A 26,468-nucleotide genomic window follows, 5' to 3' on the forward strand; every position below is an offset into this window, starting at 1 on the left:
GCGATACAGAGTTTCGTTAGAGTGTGAAGCAGGGGCGATATAGTCCAATAGGGGTTCCCGATTCCGTTAGTTAGGTTGCGAAGCAGTGCTAATATGGCCCAATAGCGATACAGAGTTTCGTTAGAGTGTGAAGCAGGGGCGATATAGTCCAATAGGGGTTCCCGATTCCGCTAGTTAGGTTGCGAAGCAGTGCTAATATAGCCCAATAGCGATACAGAGTTTCGTTAGAATGTGAAGCAGGGGCGATGAACCAATAGGGGTTCCCGGTTCCGTTAAGTTAGGTTGCGGAGCAGTGCTAATATAGCCAAATAGCGATACACAGTTTCATTAGAGTCTGGAGCAGGGGCGATATAGTCCAATAGGAGTCTCCGGTTACATTAGTTAGGATGTACAGCAGGGGCAAATTTAGCAATTTGTTACGTTAGAGTGTGATGCAAGGCTAAATAACGATACCTGGTTTCGTTAGAGCATGTAGCAGCGCTAATTAGCCCTGTTTTTGTTAGGGCTGGACGAGGCGGTGGCTGCGTCGGACTCTGCTATTTCTGCTTTGCTGCTGAATGCAATTGCAATCGGCATACGAAGCCTGATACTCCTTGGTATCAGGCTTTTCCTTTTTTGCGGAATTGGTAGGGAGAGATGTCTTTGTATTGTCTGAACTGCTGAATGAAGTAGCTGGAGCTTGAGAAGCCAACCTCCAGGGCGATCTCGGTCATGCTCTGATCCGTTGTCAGCAGGAGCTTCTCAGCTTCGGTAATACGGATATAGTTCAAATAGTTTGTGAAAGTCTTGCCCATGATCGCCTTGAATCTTCGGGAGAAATAGCTGTAGCTCATATTGCACAGACGGGCTGCGGTTTGCGCATTAATATCGCTTTTATAGTTATAGTCGATATATTCGAACACCTTCTGCAGCATTTGATAGTCGCTGTCATTCAAGGAATTCGCCACTTCCCAGTTCCAATGCTGCTGTTGACGAGGCTGCCGCAGAAACCACAGGAAGACGCGGCAAATCAGCGTACGGACGGCAAGCTCAAAGCCAAAGCTTTTGGCACTGAATTCATGGTAGATCTCCCAGATCATGTCCGGGATTGGCGTATCTCTAATCTCGGAAGCCGTGAAGACGCGCTGATTGCTAGACTCAGCCAGGGTGAACGGCAGAATATATTTTGATTCTAAAAACGTCCGGGAAGTCGAGTACAGAATCTCCGGATCAAATTTGACAACGATATAGGAGAGCTCATGATCCAGAGAATAAATCGAATGCGTCTCATGGGAATGAATCAGGATGAGGTCGCCCTCACTAAGGACATAGGCTTCGCCTCCTGAATAGACCTTGGCCGTCCCGGATAGCAAATATAAGATTTCAATATACAGATGCCAGTGAGATGGCACAATGCAGCGCGGCTCTTTGCCGTAATGGATCATACTCTCATAAGGATAGTGGATCGACCCGTCCTGGGTCCGGTTGGATTCAAAATAGGGCTCGTTCATCATCTCATCACCTCAACCTCAGTTGCCCCGTATGCAAAAAATAACCTTTGCGGCACCAAGAACAAATATTTGATATTTTTAAGTAGCTTCATTGTATTACTTCTTCTATGATTTTGGTATCTTTACCTTACCTAAGGATTGGGAAGGGGACATGAAATATGGAAAATATTGCGTTGCAACTTTATTCTATTAAAGAACTGACAGGTGAAGATTTTCTTGGCACCTTAAAAAAAGTAGCGGAGATTGGCTACGACGGGGTTGAGTTTGCCGGATATTTCGGCACATCAGCGGAGCAGCTTAGGAAGTCGCTGGACGAATACGGGCTGCGAGCGGCTGGAAGTCATATCGGCATGCCTGATCTAACCGACAGACTGGAAGAGATGATGGATTATTCGCTTGCCATCGGCAGCCCCTATATCATCTGCCCGGGCCTACCTGAAGAGCTGCGTGAGAACGCGGATAGCTATAAGCGGGCTGCTGAGAGGTTTGATCGCATTGGCGAACGCTGCAAAGAGCAGGGGCTCCGCTTTGGCTATCACAATCACGGCATTGAATTCCAGAAGCATGACGGGTTGACAGGCCTCGAGCTGCTGGCCCAACATACCTCGCCTGAGCATCTGTTCTTTGAACTGGATACATACTGGGCAGAATATGCCGGGTTCCGCGCTGCGGACTGGATAGAATCGTTTGCAGACCGCTGCCGAATTCTCCATATCAAGGACATGAAGAGCAAGCAGGATCAGCGCAATACGGAGATCGGCACAGGCATTCTCGATTTCGAGACCATAACGGCAGCCGGCAAGCATTTTGGCATCGAATGGTACACTATCGAACAGGAGGAATACGAGATTCCACAGCTGGAATCGATCGAAGCCAGCCTCCGCTATCTGCGACAAATATTATAAATAATCCTCGATTACGGGATCGCTGATCAGACTGAGCCCAACGTCAATCCGTTGGGTTCGGCGAACAGCGAGAGGTCATACGCTGCGACTATTACTTAAAATTGTGAAATAGAATATTTTAAAGAAGGAATGCAGGAGGAGAAGACCACATGGGCAGAACGATCAAAATTGGCATCATCGGTAGCGGGGGAATCGCGGGTGTGCATGCACGTACCTACAAGGATATCGAGGATGTCGAAATTGTAGGAGTGGCGGATATTTTTCCGGGACGGGCGGATCATTTTATTAACAATTGGGGTCTGCAGCAGGCTGCAGGATTCGATGACCATCACAAACTGCTGGAGCTGGACTTGGATGGGGTCAGTATATGTACGCCTAATGCCGCACACTACCTAACGACACTGGATGCGCTGCATGCCGGCAAGCATGTGATGGTCGAGAAGCCGATGTCGGTCACACTGGAGGAAGCGATAGGCATGGTTCAGGCTTCCAAAGAAGCTGACAAAATGCTTAATATCGGCTTCCAACCCCGATACGATCCGAACATGGGTCTTATCAAGGAGCTTGTGCAGAGCGGACAGCTTGGCAAAGTGTACTACATGGAGACCGGTGGAGGACGCCGCCGCGGCATGCCGGGAGGAACCTTCATTCGTCAGGAGATTTCCGGCGCGGGCGCGATGGCTGATATCGGCTGCTATTCGCTCGATTTCGCCTTGAACACATTGGGATACCCTAAGCCGTTGACTGTATCGGCGTATACGTCGAATCACTTCGGCACCAATCCCAAATATCATCCGGAGGCAGACCGGTTTGATGTCGAGGATTTCGGGGTAGCGATGATTCGCTTTGAGAATGATCTCGTGCTTAATTTCAAGACCTCCTGGGCGATGCATATGGATTCGCTCGGAGCGACGATGTTCCTTGGCACGGACGCTGGTCTCAAGGTGCTGCCTAAGAGCCAGGGGCCTTGGGGCGGCGTATGGGATGGCCATGTTGGCGCGGTATCCCTGTTCCATGACATTCAGGGGCATCATACGGAAAGCGCTATTCCTTTGATTGAACATGAGATCGATGTCTTCGCTGAGAAAATCAGGGATTTTGTGCGTGCGCTTCGCGAAGGCGGGCCAGCACCGATTCCGGGAGAACAAATTGTTCGCAATCAGGCCATTCTGGACGGCATTTTGCGCTCATCACAGACAGGACGCGAAGTTGTGATCGACATACCGGATTTCTAATCGTTATAGCAATATGGGACGAAGTGTTTGTCGTGGAGTTATCTTTTTTATCCAAATGGGACATCCTGTGGAAGGAAGCGAAAACATCTACAGGAGGAAGAATCCGCACTATGAAAAAACAACTCATCTGCCTGAGCATCCTTGGTTCTCTGATGTTCGGAGTTGCACCTATGAATTCGGCTTGGGCCAAATCAGAGGAACTGCAAATCAAGACAGTGATCATCGATTCCAAAGGCGCAGAGATAGGCACAGCCGTGTTGACGCAAAAAGCAGACGCCGTCCATATCCATATCGAAGCTAAAAATCTCCCGCCGGGAGAACACGGCATCCATTTCCATGAGACGGGAAAATGCGATCCACCGGACTTTACGTCGGCCGGGGCCCATTTCAACCCGGAAGGGAAGCAGCATGGATTCAAAAATCCGAAGGGATATCATGCGGGCGACCTGCTTAACATTACAGTCAAGGCAGATGGAACGGTTAACACCGATTTGGAGAGCAAGACGGTGACGCTTAAGAAGGGTTCCCCGAATTCTTTGCTGAAGCCTGGCGGCACTTCGCTTATGATTCATGAAAAAGCCGATGACTACGTTACCGATCCGTCCGGCAATTCCGGAGCACGGATTGCTTGCTCAGTGATTCGTTAGTGGAACAAGGACTTTAACACGACCTCAGCAGCTGAACCTATGGTTTGGCTGCTTTTTTGCTGCATGCCAGAAGACTTAATAGCAATTTACAATTCCAATAATAGGTAAAAATGCTCATATCTGTTCCGTTCTGCTTGCTTTATACTTGAAGGGACAACCCGTGTTTAATCGGCATCAAAAAGCCTGTTAGGAAGGGAGGATAGAGATCCTTCAGCTGACAAGCGTGGACCCGCAAACATAAGAATCAACCGAAAATAAAAAGGAGTGATTCGTATGTCTAGCAGTATCCGCAATATTCATTCGTTGTTCTATAAGCTGGGATTATGCCTTCTGGTCCTGGTTCTTGGCTTATCTTTTACAGAGACTATGGCAATGGCCTCGCCTGTGACACTAAGTCCGATCGGTGACTCTTATGTGCATCAAGGCAACTCCTCCTCCAATTATGGAGCCTCTACATCTTTGTATGTCAAGAATGATACGGCGAGCTCTTGCCAAGCCTTCCTGAAATTTAATCTCTCCGGAATTTCAAATGTAACGAGCGCAAAGCTCAGAATTTACGGAAGCTCATCATACAATACGGTTCTATCCGCCTATCAGACTGCTGATAACTGGAATGAATCGACGATCACCTGGAACAATAAGCCGGTCCAGGGAAGCTTGGCCGGCAGCGTTCCGATGAATACGACCGCAGTCTATTATGAATTAGATGTGACCGGCTATGTAGCGGCAGAAGCGGCCGGAGACGGCATTGTCTCCTTCATGCTTCAAGAAAGCGCAGGCAAGTACACGACACTGAACAGCAGGGAGAAGGGCGTGAATGGGCCGGAGCTTATCATTAGTGGCAGCAGCACTCATCCTGGCGGTAATGAGCAGCCTCCTGCAGCCCCAACGCATGTTACTGGTGTTGCGACTTCAGGTACGCAGATCCAATTAAGCTGGAGCCCGGCCGAGGCCAGCGGCGGAGTTGCGGGGTATGAAGTATTTCGCAATGGGAATTTGGCAGCGGATACAGCGGGGGTCTTTTTTCTGGATAGCGCGTTGGATTCGGATACGTTGTACAGCTACTACGTTATAGCCAGAGACAGCGCGGGCAACCGTTCAGCGCCCAGTAGCACGGTGATGGTTAGAACGCTGGCTGATTCAGGCTCGACTCCGGTCTGTAGCAGCGCGCTGAACAGCGCTGTTGCTATTCAGAATGCCATGCGGACGGCCATGCCCGGCGACATTATTGCGATTGCTCCAGGCACCTACACAGGAGTAAAGGCGACAAGCGGGGATCCCGGAGGCCAAGGATTATTCTATTCCGGTCAAAATGGCACGGAAGCCGCACCGATCCTGCTGACGAGCTGTGATCCGGACAACCCGGCTGTACTAAAAGGAACAAGCGTGAACGACGGGTCCTACGGCATCCATTTAACCGGAGATTATTGGCAAATCCGCAATATGGAAATCGATACGGCACAAAAGGGGATCGTGATTAATCACGGCAACAATAATCTGCTTCATGGCCTGAAAATACATCAGATCGGTGACGAGGGGGTTCATTTTCGCGATGGCAGCTCGTATAACAGGTTGGAGTATTCCACGATCTATAATACGGGTAAATATCAGCCGGGTTATGGGGAAGGGGCTTATGTCGGCTCGGATTCCAGCTCCAATTATGAACATCTGGTGTACGACAATGTAATCAGCCATACGATATTTGATGGCGGGATCACAGCGGAGCATATCGATATCAAGGAAGGGGCAAGTGGAACGATTGTTGAGTATTGCACTTTTAATGGCACGGGCATCAGCGGAGCGAATAGCGCGGATAGCTTCATTGATGTCAAAGGTGTAAATACGATCGTTCGCTATAATCAGGGCTATCGCAACGGCAATGCCAATATTACGGATGCATTCCAGGTTCGGACGCATGGAACGGCGTATCCGACCGGGCAGAATAATTCTTTTGACCATAACACGGTTCATCTTGATGATTCAGCGGGTTATGTCGTGTATGCTACCGGTGCGGCTGCGGGAACGACAGCCCATGATGATGTGCGGATTGGCGGCGGCAACCTGTATAACAACAACGTCAACAAGTGATCTATGGATGGCTACCAGAATGAGAAAATCCGCCCAGCTTCTTCGCTGTAGCGGATTTCACGTCAAGCTGTTAATTATTCCTGATCCGTATCGGTAAATGCAGCCGGTTTTGCGACCCATTCATCCGCTTCAGGCTCAATATCGACGCCTTGTTTCATTTTTTGCTTCTCCTGTAATGAGTCGCCGGAAGGGTCCATTTTATTGCGAAGCTTCGCTTCATCCCGGGAATGATCTTGATTGTGGCTTGTCATAGGCTGGTTCCTCCTGTACATGCATCATGCATAGATTTTGTGAATTCGAATCTGGTTTATTATTTTCAATAAATGTAATATTATACAAGCATGAGACATCCTTGCTTCAGACATAACACATCTTCCATGTTGTAGTTCAGTCGGCACAAGCGGCATATGAATCACACAATTAAAGGAGGAATAGCGATGTTTCAGACAAGGACGAGGGGTAACACCCGGACAAAGCTCGATGTTCATGCACGATCTGCAGCAGCAGCCACAGCTTCAACAACAGGGTCCAGTCCAAAACGGAGTAAAAGGTACAAGATGCTTGTCAGTCTGGTCATTGCCATCTTGTTGGCAGGGGCGGGATCGGTGGCGCCTACGCAAAGCAGCTATGCAGCAGGGGAGAAGAAGCCTTTTCCACAACAGGTAAGCTATCCTGGCATTATCAAACCGGACCATGTCACCCAGAATGCGATGAATCAATCGGTTGCCCAGTACTATGACTATTGGAAAGGCAAGTATTTGAAGAATAACCTCAGCTCACTGCCTGGCGGTTATTATGTCAAAGGTGAAATCACCGGAAATCCGGGCGGCTTCACAGCCTTAGGCTCTTCAGAGGGACAAGGGTATGGGATGATCATTGCCGCGCTAATGGCCGGACATGATCCGGACGCGCAGACGATCTATAACGGATTGTTCAAGACAGCTCGGGCTTATAAGAGTTCGATCAATCCGAATCTGATGGGCTGGGTCGTTGCCGACAACAAAAATGCCCAAGGACATTTTGATTCAGCAACCGATGGGGATCTGGATATTGCTTATTCTCTGATTCTTGCGCATGAGCAGTGGGGATCGGACGGTACGATCAATTACTTGCAAGAAGCGAAGCAGATGATTACCAACGGTATTAAGGCCAGTTATGTAACGACGAACAATCGGCTGAACCTGGGCGACTGGGATGCCAAGAATGCGCTTAATACAAGGCCTTCTGACTGGATGCTCAGTCATCTGAGAGCTTTCTATGAGGTGACTCAGGATCCGGTATGGATTCAACTGATCGATAATCTCTATTCTGTATATCATGATTTCAGCAATACTTACTCTCCTACGACAGGTTTAATCTCGGATTTTGTCGTCAACAACCCACCTAAGCCTGCACCTGAATGGTATCTCGATGAATTCAAAGAGACCAATATTTATTATTATAACGCCAGCCGCGTTCCGCTTAGAATCGTCATGGATTATGCAATGTATGGAGACCCGCGCAGTAAAGCGATCTCTGATAAGCTGACGAGCTGGATCAAAGGCAAGACCAACAATACTCCTTCGAAAATAAAAAATGGCTACAAGCTGAATGGAGCAGAGGTTGGGGACTATGCGACAGCGGTATTTGTGTCTCCTTTTATCTCCGCAGCGACGGCGGATAGCAGCAACCAGGCCTGGGTTAATGCCGGCTGGGACTGGATGAAGAATAAGAAGGAGGATTACTTTAGCGACAGCTATAACCTTCTTAATATGCTGTACATCTCCGGCAACTGGTGGAAGCCTGGCCTAGCCGAGCAGCCAGCTCTGCCGAATCTGGCTCTGAACGCAGCAGCCGCAGCCAGCTCCATTGAAGGCATCGGCTTTGAAGCGGAGCGGGCCGTGGATGGCAATTTGCAATCCAGATGGGCCAGCAGCGAAGGCAGCGACCCGCAGTGGATCTACGTTGACCTAGGTGCTATAAAAGCGCTGGGTAGTGTAAAACTGCATTGGGAAGAGGCTTATGCGGTCAAATTTAAAATTCAAGTCTCCAACGACGGTTCGAATTGGACGGACGTATATACCGAGACGAATGGCAGCGGGGGAGTACAGGATATTCCTCTGAACAATGTGTCGGCCAGATATGTAAAGATGTATGGAACCGAGCGGGGAACTCCTTATGGTTATTCGCTGTATGAATTTGAAGTCTACCCGCCGAATTGAAGTAATCATGAATGAACTAACGAACGGTAAAATCATTTTGGCGGATAGCGGATAAGAGTGATTCGATCGGTGTAAACATTTAATTAACGTAATAATAGTTATGTAAACTTATATATTCTCTGCACAAAAAAGAGCAGGCCCGGATATTTACTCAACCAGGCTTGCTCTTGCTAAATTAGCATCATATCATCAATATCTCACGGATCTCCTGCTCAGACATGCTGGATATGGATTGTTGTCCAGGCTGGATGATCTCGTCGATCAAATCCTTTTTCTTCTGTTGCAGTTCATACATTTTTTCCTCAACGGTCCCCTCGGTCAAGAGACGAATAATTTGCACGACTTTGGTCTGCCCGATACGATGGGCCCGGTCCGCAGCTTGCTGCTCAACAGCCGGATTCCACCATAAGTCATACAGAATGACAGTATCCGCTCCGGTGAGGTTAAGCCCCGTACCGCCCGCTTTCAGAGAGATCAGGAAGATGTCTTTCTCTCCTTCATTAAATCTGTCGCAGAGATCAATCCGTTCGGAAGCAGGAGTTTGCCCATCCAGATAGAAATAAGGAATACCGCCATATCCAAGTTCTCGTCCGATAAGCCCCAGCATTTGCGTAAATTGCGAGAAGATTAGCATTCGCTTCCCGGAGCTAAGGCATTCGTCAACAATCTCGAAGAGCTGATCAAACTTGGCCGACCTGCCTTCATATTCCTCAATAAATAAGGAAGGATGACAGCATAATTGACGCAGCCGGGTAAGCCCGGCCAAAATGCGAATCTTATTCTGCTGGAAGCTGTCTTCGTTAAGATGCTTCAGCGTCTCCTGCTGAAGCTGAGCGAGATAAGCCGCATACAGCTTCTTCTGTTCTGGCAACAGCTCTGAAGCTTGCACCGATTCAATCTTATCCGGCAGCTCGCTTAGAACGTCTGTCTTCAAGCGGCGCAGCAGGAATGGCTTGATCCGATTGGCGATGCTCTCCCGCGACAGATCATTAAAGGTCTGTCGATCCCGGAACAGGGCGGGGAAGACGGCATCGAAGATCGACCAAAGCTCCTCAAGCGAATTTTCGATAGGTGTTCCGGTTAATGCAAATTTATGCTTCGCTTGCAGCGCTTTGACGGCATGCGCCGTCTGTGTCGTATGATTCTTGAAGTTCTGCGCTTCATCCAGAATCAAGGTATGGTAAGGCTGTTCGGAATATTGTTCAATATCTCTGCGCAGCAGTGGATAAGAGGTAATGATAATATCGAATCCATCCTGCTCCTGCAGCTGACGAATTCGTTCGCTCTTACCTCCATCAATGATCATGCTCCGTATTTCCGGTGCAAATTTGCGCAGTTCATTCCGCCAGTTGTAGACGAGAGAAGCGGGGGCCACAATAATCGCCGGCAGCTTCTGCTCGCGGATTTCCGGCAGCACTGAGACCAGGAAGGTGATGCTTTGCAGCGTCTTGCCCAGCCCCATATCGTCGGCCAGAATACCGCCAAAGCGATAGGTGGCGAGCGTCTTCAGCCACTGATATCCAAAGACCTGGTAATCGCGGAGTACCGGAGCAAGACTCGGGGGCAGCGCGAACTCCAAATTGTCGGGATTCTTCAAATTCGACAGAAGACGGCGCAGTGACTTCTCCGGTTTTAATAGCTCCGTATAACGCTGTTCATCCAGAAGATGGAATGAACTGGCTAGCGGCACCCGGAATCCATCACCATTTTCGTTGAACTGGAATTTTCCTGAATCCTGAACGAACTGAGTCATGTGCTTGAACTTCTCGTCTGACAACGGCATGAGGGAACCACTTGGCAGCTTGTAGTATTTACGTTTGACCTCGATCGCCTCGATTAGCTCGCGGATTTCATTGTCGGAAATGCCATTCAATTCGAATTTGAATTCAAGCCAATCTGTACGCTCATCCCAAATCGCGGAGATTCTCGGCGGGATCGCTGGACGCTCGATCCTCAACTTAACAGCCGTTGTGGCAAAGATATCAACGAACTGCTCCAGCCTCGGCACCATATAGTAGAGAAAATCAAACTCCGCATTCTCATCATCCAGGAAGAAGCCACTCTCCGTTCGTACGAAAGAACTCTCATCCATCAGCTCAAGGATTCGCCGCTCCTGGTCTTCGTCACGAATGAGGATGAGGTCGCTGCCGCGCTGCAGATCCTTATCTTCAAGCGGGTTAATAACTACGTCCCCGTATTGGAATTCCACCCCCGCCAGCAGCCGGTTCTTCAAACGGTCCAGATACAATCTGGCCTGCAGCGGCTTACGTATAATCCGATCTGTGATGGAATCATCAATCTTCACTTCACCCAGCTTCATCAATCCCGGCAGAGCTTTCTCGATAAACAGGGACATCTGCTCGGCGCTAACGCCGACCCTGGCCTTGCGATAGACCCGCAGCAGCTTCTTAAGCTCATGGAGCTGTGAGCATTGCTGCGGATCAAGAGTAATCAGCTCGTTATAGATTAGCGCCATATTATAGGAATCGAGAATCGTGATCTCATCCAGACCTTCGACCTCAAAAGAACAGGAATCATCCTCATCAGAATGCCTGATCGCGTATTGGATCGGCAGGGGCCTGCTTGATTCGAAAAATCCTTTGTATAATATGCCATTCGCCTCGAGCTTGACGGAAGGGCAGGAGCGGAGCAGTACGAGCAGCTCGTTCCAGGCGAAAGGAGGTATGACCAGACCGCGCTCCTCGGGATACCCGGAACGAAGATGATTATGATCAGCCATCTCATGTATTAAATGCTCGTTCCGCTGGATCTCTATCAGCTTCTGTACAATCGCGGAAGCCTCAGCAGGGAAGCTGTGGAGCTGTGAATCATAGGTGAAATTAGGCGTAAAAGCATATTTGCCGCCAAGATCAATTTGCTCCAGAAGCTGCTTAATATTTTTTACAATATATAGACGTTTCGTTCCTAGCTTCATTTCCATCGAGAAGATCTGCTTCTCATATCCGTACGAATCCAACTTTAATATAAATTCAGTATCAAGGGGCTCTCTGGCATCGAAGTAGGACCCGGTCCGTGTCAGTCGGGTCTTGCTTTTGCCGAACAGTCCCGTAATATCGCGCATCAGCCGCGTATCCTGGGCCGTGCTGCGATGCGGTGTTTGTCGTCGTGTATCTCGTCTTAATGGGGCAGCCCGATTAGCGCTCATCTGATCCGCAGCCAAATCGCGTCGGCCAGACGATCGTCCAGTATCGTTCTGTATTTTATAGGCGCCAATCATCACAGCAGCGATATGCGGACAATAATTGCCGCTTGCAGCAAAAGCTGGGCAACTACAATCCGCGGTCAGCGCACCGTCCGAATGGATCGCTAAATTCACCTCATACTCATCCGTTCCCGATACAATGGCCGCATAGGTTTGTTGCTCCGTATTCCGGAGCGTATAGGAAACCTTGCCTGCCTCATAATAAGTCTGACCTGCCTCATAAGCCGCCTTGCCGCAGAACATATGTATCGCAGTCTGAGTTAATAAATGTCGCATCGCTTTACATCATCCTCTTACACGATCTATCACATTAATGATAAACAAGTTCCTCTATAAAATAAAGCAAGGCCGGCACCACGGCGGGTGTCAGCCTTTTGGGGATTTGAATTCAACAATCGGTTTAATGACCTGCATGATTAACTTTATCTTCTCCGGTGGACAATCTTCCAGCATTTCTATAATTTCATTACGCAAATAGTCATTGGATAGCTTATTGGTACCGCTCAGAATATACTCTGGAGATTCTTCAAGCACTACGCATAATTGAGATAGCCTGTCCAGGTTAATCGGTGTTTTACCACGCTCAATTTTGCTTATGTATGCGTTGGAGACATCCAGCTTCTCAGCCAGCATTTCCTGTGTAATTCCTTGTTCTTCCCGGGCTTGTTTAATGCGTCTGCCAATCAGGGAATAATCGAAGCTCATGTTCATCACCTACAAGGATTGTAGCAACCTAAGTTGATCTATAACATGCATATGAGGTTCAATTGAACTTATGGGTTAAAAATAGTAATATAAAGGTAATTGATCTTTATATATTTATATTCTCCCAATTCATTATATTTATGTTAGCCATTCGAAGGAGACATCCCATGGTAACTGATCGCGGAATCTCGTCAGGAGAGGAACGGGCCATGCCGTATCAAGAGTTATTCGAGAAGGCGGAGTCGCTGTTTGCCAACGGCATGTGGCAACCTGCAACCGAATTATATGAGAAAATAATAAGCATGAGTGATGATGATAGAATAGTGACGGATGAGGTCGTCATGAGCTATTTCCGGATCTTTTACATGACTAGCGAGACACAGTCCGGCAATTCGGAGGAAATGCTGCGGTTCATTCCATTTCGTCATCGCCTGCGCGATGAGTATGTCCTGGAAGGGCTCTACCTGCTTGCACGAAGCTATGCGGTGCTTGATCGCTGGGACGAAGCTCGGCAATATATCGCCGAAATGCTAACGCGGGCGGAGTCATTGCAGAGGAAGCTGAACGGGCATCGGTTCCGGCGCAGGCTGCCTTTTAGACGCTCCTTGACGAACTACTATGGACATGCTCTGTTAATGATGTCTGAAGGGTACGAGTTCGAAGGAGCATACGCCGAAGCTAGGGAATATCTCGAACGCTGCTTCGTTTTACCGCAAATTCATGATGCTTTGCCAGAAGACAAACTGGAAGCGGAGCGCTTTTCTTTGTTGGCCCAGGGGAGGCTATTGGGACTAGAGGTTAAGAACGGCCATTTGGAACGGCTTCCGCAGCTCGTGGACTTGATGAATGAGTATCCGCTATTAAGAGTAGAAGGCTTAACCGCCTCGTTAATGGCGGCTAATAAATATAAATTTTCCTTCGATCCCGACTTGAAGGATATGCTATATCGCTTCGCTGATTCTTACCCGGCGTTCTCGCTAAGCGGTGAGAATCAGATTAGAGATCGCGATCGGTATAGTAGAATGTATTACCAATGTGCGGTATATTGGCTGAACGAAGGAGAGCATACCCAGGGGGCGCTGCAATTGCTGCGCAGCATTAAGCTAAGCTTATACCTCAAGAATCAGCATCAGCTGCTGGCCAGCCTCATGTTATATGAGAAGCATCTCCCACATATTCCGGAGACGATAAGTGCCGATATTATGAAGTTATGCGAGGAGCGAGCCAAAGAGGTTAAGGTGCGCTTCCCCTGGAAGCAAATGCTCTTATAAATTCGTTTAAACCGTGCCAATCGTTCCTCTATTGACCACAAGCCCTCTATGCTGACCGTCTGCCTGTTGGCATGTGCACATATAGAACTTTTATTATGGGAATTACAAAATAGATGTTGACCTTCACGTTGCGTAAAGGTGTAGATTGAACTTGTCAGGAGGGATACAGATGGAATACACCATTCAGAAGCTGGGTCAGCTTGCCGGAATCAGTACGAGGACATTGCGCTATTATGATGAGATTGACCTTCTTAAGCCGGCAAGAATCAACTCATCGGGGTATCGGATTTACGGGCCAGCCGAGGTTAACCTGCTGCAGCAAATTTTATTTTTTCGCGAGCTCGGATTACCGTTGGATCATATCAAACAGGTGATTGCGGACCCGTCCTTTGACCGGATTGCAGCGCTGAAGCAGCATCGCAGACAGCTCCTTGACCGCAAACGGCAGCTAGACCTGCTGATTGCGAATGTAGATCATACGATATCCGAAGCGGAAGGGAGAATAACAATGTCGGATCAAGAGAAATTTACCGGATTCAAAGAACAGCTAATCGCTGAGAATGAGCGGCAATATGGGACCGAAATACGGGAAAAGTACGGGGCTGATACGATCGATAAAGCAAACGGTAAGCTGCGAAATATGACTGCTGAACAATATGAGCGAGTGACGGCGCTTGCCGATGAAGTGATCGCGGCTTTGCTGGAGGCATACAAGACAGGGGATCCGGCAGGGGAGAAGGCTCAGCGCGCTGCCGAGCTGCACAAAGAGTGGCTGACCTTTTACTGGGACACCTACAACAAAGAGGCCCATGCCGGCCTGGCCCAAATGTATGTCGAGGACGAGCGATTCCGTGACTATTATGACAAGCATCAGACCGGGCTGGCCCAATTCCTGCGCGATGCCATTCATGTGTATATTAATGGAACTTTATAGTAGGAATATTGTCCGCTTTGAGACAAGTAGGTTATGATGGGGAGAGTGAACATAACCCTTGATCGAGGTGGAATAGATTGAAGAAGGTTGCGGTAATTGGTGGAGGAATTACAGGATTGTCCACGGCTTATTATTTGCACAAAATCATCCGGGAACGGAAGCTTGCTGCGGAGATTGTACTGATTGAAGCGGATGAACGGTTGGGCGGGAAGATCCATACAGTGAAGCGGGACGGCTTTATTATGGAGGTTGGGGCCGACTCGCTCGTCGCCCGCAAGCGGAATGTAGATCCGCTGATCGATGAGCTGGGATTGCGGGAAGAAGTCGTCTATAACGCTACGGGTAAATCCTATCTGCATGCGGACGGTAAGCTGAAGTTAATACCCGAGGACGCGGTCTTCGGCATCCCGCTCAGTCTCCAGGCCCTGGCTGAGAGCGAACTGATCTCGGCAGAGGGCAAGGTGGAGGCGCTCAAAGATTTCTACACGACGAATGAGACGTTCACGAAGAATGATTCGATCGGACTGTTCCTGGAAGCTTTTCTTGGCAAAGAGATCGTCGAGAAGCAAATTGCTCCGGTATTATCAGGGGTCTACTCCGGCAAGCTGAATGAATTAACGATTGCTTCCACGCTGCCTTACCTGTTGGATTACAAAAATCAACACGGCAGTATTATGAAGGGACTTGCGGAGAATCGCCAGACCTTCAAATCGCAAGGGGAGAAGAAGTTTCTATCCTTTGCAGGCGGCACCTCAGCGATTATTGAGCGGATGGAGCAGGCCCTGTCAGAGATCGAGTGGATAAAAGGCTGCAAAGTCAGCCGTGTAATACAAGACGGTAAGTTATACACGCTGGATTTGCAGGACGGACGCAGCTTGGTGGCGGATAGCGTGGTTCTGAGTGTACCGCATCAAGCAGCTCAATCGATGCTTGCCAATGAAAATCTGAACGAAGACTTCGCAGAATTGATCGGCAGTTCCCTGATCAGTGTATATATGGGCTTTGACGTAAGCGATGAATTGCTTCCGGAGAACGGAACGGGCTTCATCGTTGCCGACAGCAGCGGCCTGAAATGCCAGGCATCTACCTGGACCAGTCGGAAATGGAGCCACACATCGACAAATCATCAGCTGCTGGTTCGCTTGTTCTATAAAAGCTCAGGCCCGCACTATGAACGGTTGCAAGGCTTATCTGAGGAGGAAATGCTGCAGGAAGCGATGTGCGATCTGCAGCAGAGCATCGGTCAGCTGCCGCCGCCAACAACCTATGCAATTACGCGGTGGACGGATGCTATGCCCAACTATCACTTGCGGCATCATGAGGTCGTCCAATCGCTGGAGCGTAAAGTTGCCCAGCAGTATCCCGGCCTGTTCCTGGCGGGCTGCTCATATTACGGCGTAGGGATCCCGGATTGCATCGCCAACGGCGAAGCGACCGCTGCACGAGTAGCTGAGCTGCTATAGTGTTGACTATCCCACCTGCACATGATAAAGTTTCAAAAAAGCAATGACCAAGACAAGTGTTCCGTAGTTCGCGGTGCAGAGAGAGAATCCCGCAGGCTGAGAGGATTCTTCCGACGAAGGAGCGCTTCCCGACTTGCGAGCTGTAACGGGATAACCGTTACCGGGGTTCGGCCGTTATCCGAAGAAGAGGACAATGACAGGTAAGCAGGCTTTTTGAACGACCGCTTAGCATCATTGTTGAAATAGGGTGGTAACACGACACATTCGTCCCTAACGAATGTGTCTTTTTGTTTTTTATAACAAGGAGGTTGTTACAATGCGACAGAGCACTTTGCTGCTGAACACGTTACGAGAATCGCCTGCGGAAGCGGAGACGGCGAGTCATGAATGGCTGCTGAGAGGCGGATTTATTCGGCAACTGGCCGCAGGGATCTACACCTATCTGCCGCTGGGCCGACGAGTATTGCGCAAGATAGAGGGGATGATTCGTGAGGAGATGGAGCTGATCGGAGTCCAGGAAATACTGATGCCGGCGCTCCAGCCTGCCGATCTCTGGAAGGAGTCAGGACGATATGATGTATATGGTCCCGAGTTGATGCGTCTATCTGACCGCAATGAACGGGAGTTCGTTCTCGGACCCACGCATGAGGAAGTTATTACGGCTTTGGTGCGGGATGAGATGAACTCCTATCGCAAACTGCCGGTTACGCTGTACCAGATTCAGACCAAATTCAGAGATGAGCGTCGTCCAAGATTCGGATTGCTGCGCGGACGGGAATTTGTGATGAAGGATGCCTATTCTTTTGACACAGATTGGGAGGGATTAGATCGTTCCTATCGGAAAATGTATGGGGCCTATGAGCGCATCTTTGAGCGTATGGAGCTGAATTGCAGAGCTGTGGAGGCAGATGCGGGAGCGATTGGCGGAGAAGGGGAGACCCATGAATTTATGGCCTTGGCCGATATCGGCGAGGATACGATTGCATCCTGTACTTGCTGTGATTACGCAGCAAATTTAGAAGCTGCTGTTGGCCGAGACGGAGCTGCCCCCGTCGTGACTTCGGCCGAAGTGCCACCGCGCGAGAAAATCCTTACTTCAGGCATCCGCACCATTGACGAACTCGCCGCCGGCCTGCAGGTAAAAGCTCAGCAAATTATCAAGACGCTTGTTTATAAGGCGGATCAACAAAGGGTCGCTGTAGTCGTCCGAGGTGATCACCAGGTCAATGAACTTAAGGTGATGAAGTATTTAAACAGCGTGAGTCTCGAAATTGTCGATCCGGGTGCCTTACAGGAGCTTGGGCTGGCGCCTGCCGGTTCCATTGGCCCTTGCGGACTCCAAATCCCTGTGCTGGTGGATCAGGAGGTGGCCAGTATGGGGGAAGGGATAGCAGGGGGGAATGAAGCCGGTGTTCACGAAATTCATGTGCGTCCCGGACGGGATTTCAAGCTGGAGCAGGTTGGTGACTTCCGCAGCGTAACAGAGGGGGATCGTTGCCTGAATTGCCAGCAGGGGCGGCTGCAATTTTCGCGCGGGATAGAGCTGGGGCATATTTTTAAGCTCGGCACGAAATACAGCGAGAAGCTGCAAGCTCATTATTTGAACAGCTCCGGCCAAAAGCAACCGATGATTATGGGCTGCTACGGTATTGGAATATCGCGGCTGCTCTCCGCGATCGCTGAACAAGGCCATGATGATCGGGGAATGATCTGGCCTATGCCTGTTGCTCCATTCCAAGTCCATCTGATTCTAATCTCCAGCAAGAATGAACAGCAGGTTCAAACTGCGGACAAACTTTATGCGGAGCTGGTGCAGCATAGGATTGAAGTGTTGTATGACGACAGGAATGAAAGTGCAGGCGTTAAATTTAAGGACTCAGACCTGATTGGCATTCCGCTGCGGATTACTGTAGGCAAGAACGCTGAGCAGGGGGAAGTCGAGTTAGCTGTTCGCAAGAATGGACACCGTGAGTTTGTCTCCATCGATGAGGTTGTTAATCAGGTTAAGGCGCAGGTTTTTTAATGTAAAAGGGGCCGTCATAAAAGTCGGGAATCGATTTTTATGACGACCCTTATTTGACATGCCTCACTTGCTGTTGCCCGGCGCCCCGGACAAAAGTGTCCGTTAGCCAGGCAAAGTAGTTAGTTTGTTTTTTGCTCTAATGGTCACTTTTGACCGCTTGAGCGGTGGGATTAAGCAGTTTTGCATCTTCGTGTTATACCTTTTTAGAGACAGTCCCTATAGTGAACGATTCTATATTCCTATGTTACAGAGATGTGGCTCCATTCCCCAGGTCTAACCTACGGCATGGCTTACGGCTTAGGCCCAATTTCCTTTGCGGAATACCGGTTCAAGCGTGCCGTCAGGAAGCTCGCCGTCAATGTCCAGCGCAGCGCAGCCAACCATGAAATCTACATGGGTCAGGCTCACGTTAGCCCCTCGTTCCAGCAGCTGTTCCTTGCTCAGTTTGGTTCCCTCCTCAATATTGACCGGATAGGCACTGCCCAGAGCAAAATGACAGGATGCATTCTCATCGACTCCGGTGTTATAGAACACCCGGTTCATTCGCGAGATCGGGGAATCATGCGGAACGAGCGCGACTTCGCCAAGATGGGTGGCGCCTTCGTCGGTCTCCAGCAGTTTGGCCAGATGCTCACGGCCGGATTTGGCATCGAAGCGGGTCACTTTTCCGTTCTCAAATTTCAGCTCGATTCCTTCGATCAGCTGGCCGTTCAAATTGAGCGGAAGCGTACTGCGAACCTTCCCATTTACGCCTGTACGATGCGGCATGGTATAGATCTCCTCGGTCGGCATATTAGCGACAAAATAAGTGCCGGAAGCATTTACGTCCCCTCCGCCAAGCCACTTATAGCCTTCCGGCAGCTCAACGCGCAGATCGGTACCCGGTGCCCGGTAATGCAAGCTGCGGTAGCGCTTGTTGTTCATGAACTCCTGACGTTCTTTGAGCTGCTTGATATGTTCCTGCCAAGCCAGAACCGGATCACCGTCACCAACCCGATTTATGGCAAAGACCGCCTTCCACATCGCCTCGATTCGTTGTTCTTCCGGAAGATCGGCAAATACCTTGTCGGCCCAAGCGCGGGTTGGGGCTTTGATCAGCGACCAGCTGATGATATTGTTGCGTGTATATTGGCTGAATTTCTCACGGGCAATGGCCGCTGCTTTCACCGCGGTAGATACTCGCCAGCTATCAACTCCATGAAGCAGCTCCGGGTCAGGCACTTTAATATGCAGCAGAGCGCCACCCGCTTCCGCAAACTGCTCCATTTTGTCGGCTTCCCACTTCGGGTAGAAGCTGAAGGAGCCCTCTGACGCCTTTTCATATCTAATTCGCGAGATCATCTCGTCGATCCACTCCACCTGGACAAGCTTAGCTCCAGCCTCATAGGCCTTGCCGACGATCTGACGCGTCAAGTCTACCGTTTCTATCGGGGCTTGTACGATCAGCAGCTGTCCCGGCTGAATATTAACGCCTACCTTTACTACCAGCTCAGCGTATTTTTCTAATAATTGATTGAAGTTATCCACTGTTTATTCCTCCTTGGACTCGCTTGTCTTCAGTACAATTGTACACCAAGCCCTCTAAAAGGACCCGATCTCCATTATAACGCAATCTTCCGGGATGAGGTTATATAAGGAGGGCCGGCTGACTTTATCAATATTATTGATAAATACCATAAGATCATTCTAATTGACCTCGTATCCATGCTATGTTAATTTCAGTTTATACAATTCTGATATAAATACTTGGAATTTAAAATGTGTGTTCAAGCAGATCGTTTTTGTCTAGAGCGGGCTTTTTGAACAACCTTCTTAAAATGTGCACGTTGGACGGGGTGAAGATATTGGTCTTGCAAGTTACGAATAGTCCTTTTAATGAAGAGCAGGTTGATCTGCTAAATCGTTTGTTACCGGGCCTGAACGATTCACAGCGGGTGTGGCTGAGCGGTTATCTCACGGCACTGCTGGGAACTACCGCAGTAGAAGCGGCTCCAATAGCCTCAGCGGCAGCTGGTCAGACAGCAACTGTAAGTACGGCGGATTTTGCGATGCTTACGGCAAGTGAGCCTTCTTCAGCAGTGCAGGCGGGGGCTCCGGCATCCAAAGAAGTGACGGTGTTATACGGCAGTCAAACTGGTAATGCGAAAGGGCTGGCGCAGCAGCTGTCAAGCAGACTGGAGGGAGAAGGCTTCCAGGTAACGACGGTCTCGATGGGAGATTTGAAGCCCAACCAGTTGAAGAAGATGGAGAGACTTCTGCTCCTGGTCAGTACGCATGGGGAAGGCGAGCCGCCGGATGCAGCGATCTCATTTTACGAGTTCCTGCACAGCAAACGGGCTCCAAAGCTCGAAGGGCTGGAGTTTTCAGTACTGGCGCTGGGTGATACGTCCTATGAATTTTTCTGTCAAACAGGCAAGGATTTTGATCAACGTCTGGAGGAGCTTGGCGGCAAGCGAATCGTTGAACGGGCGGATTGCGATGTCGACTTTGATGAGGCAGCGGCGGAATGGATGAATCAAGTTCTGGCTGCGCTAAATGCAGGGCACGCGACGACCGCGGGGGGTGCTGTCCACGTCAGCACGTCTCAGATTGCGGGAGATCAGACCGGCGGAAACTCCTCCGCATACTCCCGTACAAATCCTTTTCAGGCTGAGATCCTTGAAAATCTGAACCTCAACGGACGCGGCTCAAAACGCGAGACACGGCATATTGAGTTATCGTTGGAAGGCTCAGGTTTGCAGTATCAACCAGGCGATTGCCTGGCTATTTACCCGGAGAATCATCCACAGCTCGTTACGGATATCCTGGAAGCGATGGGCTGGTCGGGTCAGGAAACCGTGACGATCAACAAGAACGGCGAGCAGAGGTCGGTTGGCGATGCTCTGTTGACCCATTATGAAATTACAGTATTAACGAAACCGTTGTTAACCCAGGCCGCGGCCTTAACCGGGAATGCCCGGTTGCAAGAGCTAGTACAGCCTGGGCATGAGGCGGAGCTGAAATCGTATCTGAACGGGCGCGACTTGCTGGATCTGATACAGGATTTCTCGTTAAAAGGGCATTCGGCGCAGGAAATTACAGCTCTTTTACGAAAAATACCCCCCCGCCAGTATTCGATCTCCAGCAGTCCAACCGCCTATCCGGAGGAGGTTCATATTACGGTACGTACGGTGAACTATGAGAGCTATGGCCGGGAACGGTACGGCGTCTGCTCAACGCAGCTGGCACAGCGTGCAGAGGTAGGCGAGCACCTGCCGGTATACATTCAGCAAAACGATCAATTCCGGCTTCCGGAGCATCCGGATACACCGATTATTATGATCGGCCCTGGCACCGGCGTAGCTCCGTTCAGAGCGTTCCTGGGAGAACGGGAAGAGACAGGGGCAACCGGAAAATCATGGCTTTTCTATGGGGATCAGCATTTCACGACTGATTTCCTCTATCAGATTGAATGGCAGCGCTGGCTGAAGGACGGCGTCCTCACCCGGATGGATGTAGCCTTCTCCCGGGATACGACCGAGAAGGTGTACGTACAGCATCGTATGCTGGAGCACAGCCGCGAGCTGTTCGCCTGGCTGGAAGAGGGGGCCGTTGTTTACGTCTGTGGAGATGAGAAAAGAATGGCTCATGACGTTCAGGCGACGCTGCTTCAAATCATTGAACGTGAGGGAGCCTTGAATGCAGAGCAGGCTGGGCAATATTTGGCCGGGATGCACCAGGAGAAGCGTTACTTAAGAGATGTGTACTAAAAGAGTATTGTAGAGGGCCCAAAAGTCCGCTTTCAGCAGCGAAGCTTGTACTTCAAGCATGCGTTTTTCAAGTGGACTTATGGACTACCCCTAAGGCTTGCGAAAGGAGAATGGCCGATGTCAGACAATAACTTACTATCGCCGAACAGTGCGCCGCATAGCGATGCGGAGGATATTAAGCGCAGCAGCAACTATTTGCGCGGCAATCTGCGGGAGACGCTGGAGGATCGCATTACCGCGTCCATCCCGGAGGATGATAACCGATTAATGAAGTTTCACGGCAGCTATATGCAGGATGACCGTGATTTGCGCAATGAGCGTAATAAGCAGAAGCTGGAGCCGGCTTATCAATTTATGCTTCGCGTCCGCGCTGCGGGTGGAGTTGTGACACCGGATCAATGGCTGATGATGGATTCCTTGTCCGATCGCTACGGAAATGGCACGATTCGCTTAACGACGCGGCAATCCTTCCAATTGCACGGGCTCTTGAAATGGAATTTGAAGCAGACGATCAAGGAGGTCAATGATTCCTTATTAACGACGATTGCTGCCTGTGGAGACGTAAACCGCAACGTAATGTGCAACCCGAATCCGTACCAGTCGGAGATTCATGAGCAGGTCTATGCCTGGGCCAGCGAGCTGAGCAGGCATCTTGAGCCAAGAACGCTCGCCTACCATGAGATTTGGCTGGACGGGGAGAAGGTGGAGGGGACGCCGAGCAAGGAGCAAGAACAGGAGCCGATTTATGGCGCGGTCTATTTGCCGCGGAAATTCAAAATCGGCGTTGCTGTTCCACCTTCCAATGATGTAGATGTCTATTCACAGGATCTTGGCCTTATCGCGATCGTGGAGAATGGCAAGCTGCAGGGCTTCAACATAACGGTTGGCGGAGGCATGGGCATGACCCACGGAGATACCCATACTTATCCGCAGGTAGGGCAGTTGATTGGCTTTTGCCGACCGGAGCAGGTTGTGGACCTGGCGGAGAAGACGGTAACGATTCAACGCGATTATGGTGATCGTGCGGTGCGCAAGCATGCCCGCTTCAAATACACGATCGATGATCGCGGTATCGATTGGTTCATCGAAGAATTGACAAAGCGGCTCGGCTGGAGTCTGGAGGATGCGCGCCCGTACCATTTTGAGCATAACGGCGACCGTTATGGCTGGGTGAAGGGCAGCGACGGCAAATGGCATTATACATTATTTATTCAGAATGGACGTATTAAGGATGAGGAAGGCTACTTGCTTAAAACCGGTCTTAAGGAGATTGCCAAAATCCATCAGGGGGATTTCCGCTTGACCGCGAACCAGAACCTGGTGATTGGCAGGGTGTCCAGTCATAAGAAGAAAAAGATTAACGAGCTCATCCAGCAGCACGGATTATCCGATGGGGCTAACTACACAGCCTTGCGCAGAAATTCGATGGCTTGCGTCGCTTTTCCGACCTGCGGTCTGGCGATGGCTGAATCAGAGCGTTACCTGCCTTCCTTGCTGGATAAGATCGAGCCGATGCTGCAGGAGGTGGGGCTGGTGGAGGAGGACATCGTCATCCGCATGACCGGATGCCCGAACGGCTGCGCCAGACCGGCATTAGCCGAGATTGCCTTCATCGGCAAAGCGCCTGGCAAATACAATATGTATTTGGGCGGCGGCTTCGCCGGTGACCGCTTAAGCAAGCTGTTCAAGGAAAATATCGGCGAAGCGGAAATTTTGGATTCACTTTCGCCGATCCTCAAGCACTTTGCAGCAGATAGACGGACAGGGGAGCACTTTGGCGATTTCGTCATCCGCAGCGGCTACGTCAAGGAAGTTCGCTCCGGCCTTGATTTTCATGCATAAATGATTACAAGTAAGGCAGCAGCTCCGGCTTCAAGCGGGGCTGCTGTTCTTCGTACAGGGAAGATATGTCCCATGACGATCTGATGGATGGATTCAGGCTGACGGAGTATAGACCATCCGAAAATGTGATTGATCTGACTTGTCAAGAGAAAAAAAGTAGGTTATATTACATATAATTAGATAATCTAACTATATGGGCAAGGAGGTGTGCATGATGAATAGAAAGCCGGCCAAAGAATACACAACAGAGCAGCATTTGCCTAAACTGGGAATAGATCCGTATTTGAAGCTTATGGAGCATACTGCCTCATCCGAGACGGATCAGAACGCGGCTCATTTGGGATTGGTCATGCTGTGGCTGGGGGATAACGTACTCGACCTAGTGGATGAAGACTTATCTGCTTTTGATATCACCGAGAGCAAGCTCGATCTGTTAATGTTATTATCGCTTCACGCGGATAAAGAGTTGGTTACACCATCATCAATTGCGGCTCGGCTCGGCATACGCCGCTCCTCAGTGACGTCATTGCTGATCTGGCTGGAGCAGAGGAATTGGATTATCCGCGAGCCCTATGCCAAGGACGGCCGCATGACCCATGTCCGCATCAGCCCGGAAGGCAGATCGCTGCTGCAGCGAGTATTGCCTAACTTCTGGTCGACCTGCGCATCTATGGTAGAGGAATTAACTAAAGAAGAGCAGGAGGTGTTGAGAAGCGTCCTGGCCAAGTTAAATAAAAACATCGAAAATCGGCTGGGGGCAGGAAGATAATTTTTTTGAACATATAGTTAGATAATCTAATTACATGAAATACGATCCAGTTAATCTTAATCAACTATTTACGCTTATATTGAAATGAAAGTACGTGATCAAACATGAGACGAACACAAGGTTCCATGCATCAACAGAAAGCGCGTACACCTCATTGGGTTACGCTGCGCATGATGGTGAAGGAGATGTTCATGCACACCAGGTCACAATGGAGCCTGCTGATGCTTGGCGCTATTTCTGTTATTGCCATCTCCGTGCTAGAATTTATGATTCCACAGCTAACCAAGAACATTATTGATCAGATTATACCTGCTAAGAGGTATAACGCATTGTTGGAAACGGGAGGGCTTATTGTGTTGGCAGGCTTGCTGCTGGGGGCGTTTAATTTCGGCAGCAGTTACGTGATGACGCTTGTTAGTCAGAGAGCTATCCTCCAATTGCGGAACAAGCTGTATAAGCACACCCTAAGTTTGGATTTGACGTTTTTCGACCGCAATCGTACAGGCGACTTAATGGCAAGGTTAACGGGGGATGTCAATCAACTGCAAGAGCTGGTTTCCGCTGACAGTCTTTCTATCCTCGCAGACATGATTACTTTTATTGCGATTGTCGGCTACTTGTTTTATACCGATTGGAAGCTGGCGCTGCTGACTTTAATTACTTTGCCTTTTCTATTCATTACATCGCGATTTTTCAGTCTGCGCATTAAAAGAGCCTATCGAACAGTCCGGCAAATATCTGCGGAATTAAATAACTCACTTCAAGATACATTGTCAGGCATTCGTATGGTCAAGTCATTTGCAAGTGAGGATAAGGAAGCCATGGAGTTCGCAAAATGGAGTGAGCAGCACCGGGCAGCCATCGTAGCGGCGTCTCGCTTATCAGCCATCTTCGCGCCTATAATCAACTGGTTTAACCTTATAGGCATGACCGTAGTACTCCTGTTTGGAGCATGGCAGATCATGCACAACCGTATGACTGTAGGTGAGATTGTCGCTTACTTGGCCTACTTGCGCCTGCTGCAAGCGCCCATCCGTTCCTTCAGCCGATTAATAACCAAGCTACAGCAATCTGCAGCCGCCTTCGAGCGGATTCAAGAAGTGCTGGAGGTTGTCCCAAGGGTTTGCGATAAGGAAGATGCGATAGTACTCCCTCCTGTTCAGGGGGATATTGTGTTCGATGATGTAGGGTTTGCTTATGAGGAGGGAAGACCGATTCTGCAGAACTTCCACTTGCGGCTGCGGCGTAATCAGACGACTGCGCTGGTTGGCTCATCAGGCTCAGGCAAATCAACGATTGCTTCTCTGATTGCCCGTCTGTACGACGTTCAACGAGGCGATATCTATATTGACGGATATTCGTTAACGGATGTGACGATGAAATCACTGCGTCAGCAAATGGGGATTGTGTCGCAGGAAGTCATTCTATTGAACGGAACAATTCGTGAAAATATTGCATACGGCAAGCCGGAAGCAACAGCCGAGGAAATTCAGGCGGCGGCAGTCGCTGCGAACGCGCATGAATTTATTGCTGAATTTCCTCAAGGGTATGAGACGCCCGTTGGGGAAAGAGGGGTCAAGCTCTCAGGCGGGCAAAAGCAAAGGCTGTCCATGGCCAGAGCCTTCTTGACCAATCCACGTATCCTTATTCTGGACGAAGCTACGGCGTCCCTTGATACGGAGTCGGAACAGCATATCCAGCGTGCGTTATCCTTGCTTCTGCCAGGGCGGACCTGTCTGGTGATTGCCCATCGGCTTTCGACAATTCAAAGCGCAGATCAGATCGTTGTCCTGGAGCACGGACAGATCATAGAGCTGGGGAATCATGAGACACTGCTGCGGCAAAAGGGAAGATACAAGGCGCTGTATGAGATGCAATTTCCGGCAAAATCTGTCTATGAACTATATTAAATTAGAGGTGTGC

General features: G+C 49.7%; 18 protein-coding genes and 1 pseudogene. 14 read left to right on the top strand and 5 right to left on the bottom strand.

From position 1 onward, the window contains the following. Positions 1–599: 599 nt before the first annotated feature. On the bottom strand, positions 600–1,493 hold the full coding sequence (locus tag DMN77_RS19280) for a helix-turn-helix domain-containing protein (protein ID WP_082790103.1): 894 nt from the start codon (positions 1,491–1,493) through the stop codon (positions 600–602). A 155-nt stretch (positions 1,494–1,648) separates the two neighbouring features. On the opposite strand from DMN77_RS19280, the gene DMN77_RS19285 reads away from it, so the two are divergent. The 4 genes from DMN77_RS19285 (at position 1,649) to DMN77_RS19300 (ending at position 6,365) form a co-directional block, all read left to right on the top strand. Continuing rightward, the gene (locus DMN77_RS19285) at positions 1,649–2,395 is read left to right on the top strand and encodes a sugar phosphate isomerase/epimerase family protein (RefSeq protein ID WP_179016052.1); all 747 of its coding nucleotides are present in this window, start codon (positions 1,649–1,651) and stop codon (positions 2,393–2,395) included. A gap of 149 nt (positions 2,396–2,544) precedes the next feature. Further along, a complete protein-coding gene (locus tag DMN77_RS19290) occupies positions 2,545–3,630 on the top strand; it encodes a Gfo/Idh/MocA family protein (protein WP_179016053.1) in 1,086 nt (361 codons plus the stop codon). A gap of 110 nt (positions 3,631–3,740) precedes the next feature. After that, entirely contained in the window at positions 3,741–4,277 is a 537-nt protein-coding gene (locus tag DMN77_RS19295) for a superoxide dismutase family protein (RefSeq protein ID WP_068781104.1), read from the top strand. A 273-nt stretch (positions 4,278–4,550) separates the two neighbouring features. Further along, on the top strand, positions 4,551–6,365 hold the full coding sequence (locus DMN77_RS19300) for a CBM96 family carbohydrate-binding protein (RefSeq protein ID WP_179016054.1): 1,815 nt from the start codon (positions 4,551–4,553) through the stop codon (positions 6,363–6,365). Between the two features lie 74 nt (positions 6,366–6,439). On the opposite strand, the gene DMN77_RS19305 is transcribed toward DMN77_RS19300, so the two are convergent. Next, entirely contained in the window at positions 6,440–6,616 is a 177-nt protein-coding gene (locus DMN77_RS19305) for a hypothetical protein (protein ID WP_179016055.1), read from the bottom strand. A gap of 306 nt (positions 6,617–6,922) precedes the next feature. On the opposite strand from DMN77_RS19305, the pseudogene DMN77_RS19310 reads away from it, so the two are divergent. Both DMN77_RS19310 and DMN77_RS24030 read left to right on the top strand, forming a co-directional pair. Further along, positions 6,923–8,149, top strand: a pseudogene (locus tag DMN77_RS19310) (family 8 glycosyl hydrolase); the annotation flags it as partial. A 36-nt stretch (positions 8,150–8,185) separates the two neighbouring features. Continuing rightward, positions 8,186–8,566 carry a discoidin domain-containing protein gene (locus tag DMN77_RS24030; protein WP_256872498.1) on the top strand — a complete coding sequence of 127 codons (381 nt, stop codon included), beginning with the start codon at positions 8,186–8,188 and terminating at the stop codon, positions 8,564–8,566. Between the two features lie 181 nt (positions 8,567–8,747). On the opposite strand, the gene DMN77_RS19315 is transcribed toward DMN77_RS24030, so the two are convergent. Continuing rightward, positions 8,748–12,065: a DEAD/DEAH box helicase gene (locus DMN77_RS19315; RefSeq protein WP_179016056.1), complete on the bottom strand. Its 3,318-nt coding sequence runs from the start codon at positions 12,063–12,065 to the stop codon at positions 8,748–8,750. Between the two features lie 90 nt (positions 12,066–12,155). Continuing rightward, positions 12,156–12,494: a helix-turn-helix domain-containing protein gene (locus DMN77_RS19320; protein ID WP_068781107.1), complete on the bottom strand. Its 339-nt coding sequence runs from the start codon at positions 12,492–12,494 to the stop codon at positions 12,156–12,158. A 167-nt stretch (positions 12,495–12,661) separates the two neighbouring features. Between DMN77_RS19320 and DMN77_RS19325 the strand changes: the two genes are divergently transcribed. From DMN77_RS19325 to DMN77_RS19340, 4 genes are all read left to right on the top strand, one after another. Continuing rightward, positions 12,662–13,765, top strand: a complete 1,104-nt coding sequence (locus DMN77_RS19325; protein ID WP_179016057.1) for a hypothetical protein — start codon at positions 12,662–12,664, stop codon at positions 13,763–13,765. Between the two features lie 169 nt (positions 13,766–13,934). Next, positions 13,935–14,699 carry a MerR family transcriptional regulator gene (locus DMN77_RS19330; RefSeq protein ID WP_068781109.1) on the top strand — a complete coding sequence of 255 codons (765 nt, stop codon included), beginning with the start codon at positions 13,935–13,937 and terminating at the stop codon, positions 14,697–14,699. A gap of 77 nt (positions 14,700–14,776) precedes the next feature. Further along, complete coding sequence (gene hemG / locus DMN77_RS19335) at positions 14,777–16,162, top strand: protoporphyrinogen oxidase (RefSeq protein ID WP_179016058.1); 1,386 nt, start codon at positions 14,777–14,779, stop codon at positions 16,160–16,162. Between the two features lie 316 nt (positions 16,163–16,478). Next, positions 16,479–18,185 (top strand): proline--tRNA ligase, encoded by a 1,707-nt coding sequence (locus DMN77_RS19340; protein WP_179016059.1) that lies wholly within the window; start codon positions 16,479–16,481, stop codon positions 18,183–18,185. Positions 18,186–18,482: 297 nt separating this feature from the next. Here the strand turns inward: DMN77_RS19340 and DMN77_RS19345 are convergent, their stop codons facing one another. Then, a complete protein-coding gene (locus tag DMN77_RS19345) occupies positions 18,483–19,712 on the bottom strand; it encodes an aminopeptidase (RefSeq protein ID WP_179016060.1) in 1,230 nt (409 codons plus the stop codon). A gap of 317 nt (positions 19,713–20,029) precedes the next feature. On the opposite strand from DMN77_RS19345, the gene DMN77_RS19350 reads away from it, so the two are divergent. The 4 genes from DMN77_RS19350 to DMN77_RS19365 all read left to right on the top strand — a co-directional run bounded on the left by DMN77_RS19350 (position 20,030) and on the right by DMN77_RS19365 (position 26,455). Further along, a complete protein-coding gene (locus DMN77_RS19350) occupies positions 20,030–21,934 on the top strand; it encodes an assimilatory sulfite reductase (NADPH) flavoprotein subunit (protein WP_179016061.1) in 1,905 nt (634 codons plus the stop codon). Between the two features lie 117 nt (positions 21,935–22,051). Further along, positions 22,052–23,776, top strand: coding sequence for an assimilatory sulfite reductase (NADPH) hemoprotein subunit (gene cysI, locus DMN77_RS19355; RefSeq protein WP_179016062.1), 1,725 nt, complete (start codon positions 22,052–22,054; stop codon positions 23,774–23,776). 214 nt (positions 23,777–23,990) lie between these two features. Further along, positions 23,991–24,545: a MarR family winged helix-turn-helix transcriptional regulator gene (locus DMN77_RS19360; RefSeq protein ID WP_179016090.1), complete on the top strand. Its 555-nt coding sequence runs from the start codon at positions 23,991–23,993 to the stop codon at positions 24,543–24,545. Between the two features lie 104 nt (positions 24,546–24,649). Continuing rightward, complete coding sequence (locus DMN77_RS19365; protein WP_256872494.1) at positions 24,650–26,455, top strand: ABC transporter ATP-binding protein; 1,806 nt, start codon at positions 24,650–24,652, stop codon at positions 26,453–26,455. Positions 26,456–26,468 lie beyond the last annotated feature (13 nt).

Source organism: Paenibacillus sp. 79R4 (assembly GCF_013393165.1).
Classification (GTDB): domain Bacteria; phylum Bacillota; class Bacilli; order Paenibacillales; family Paenibacillaceae; genus Fontibacillus.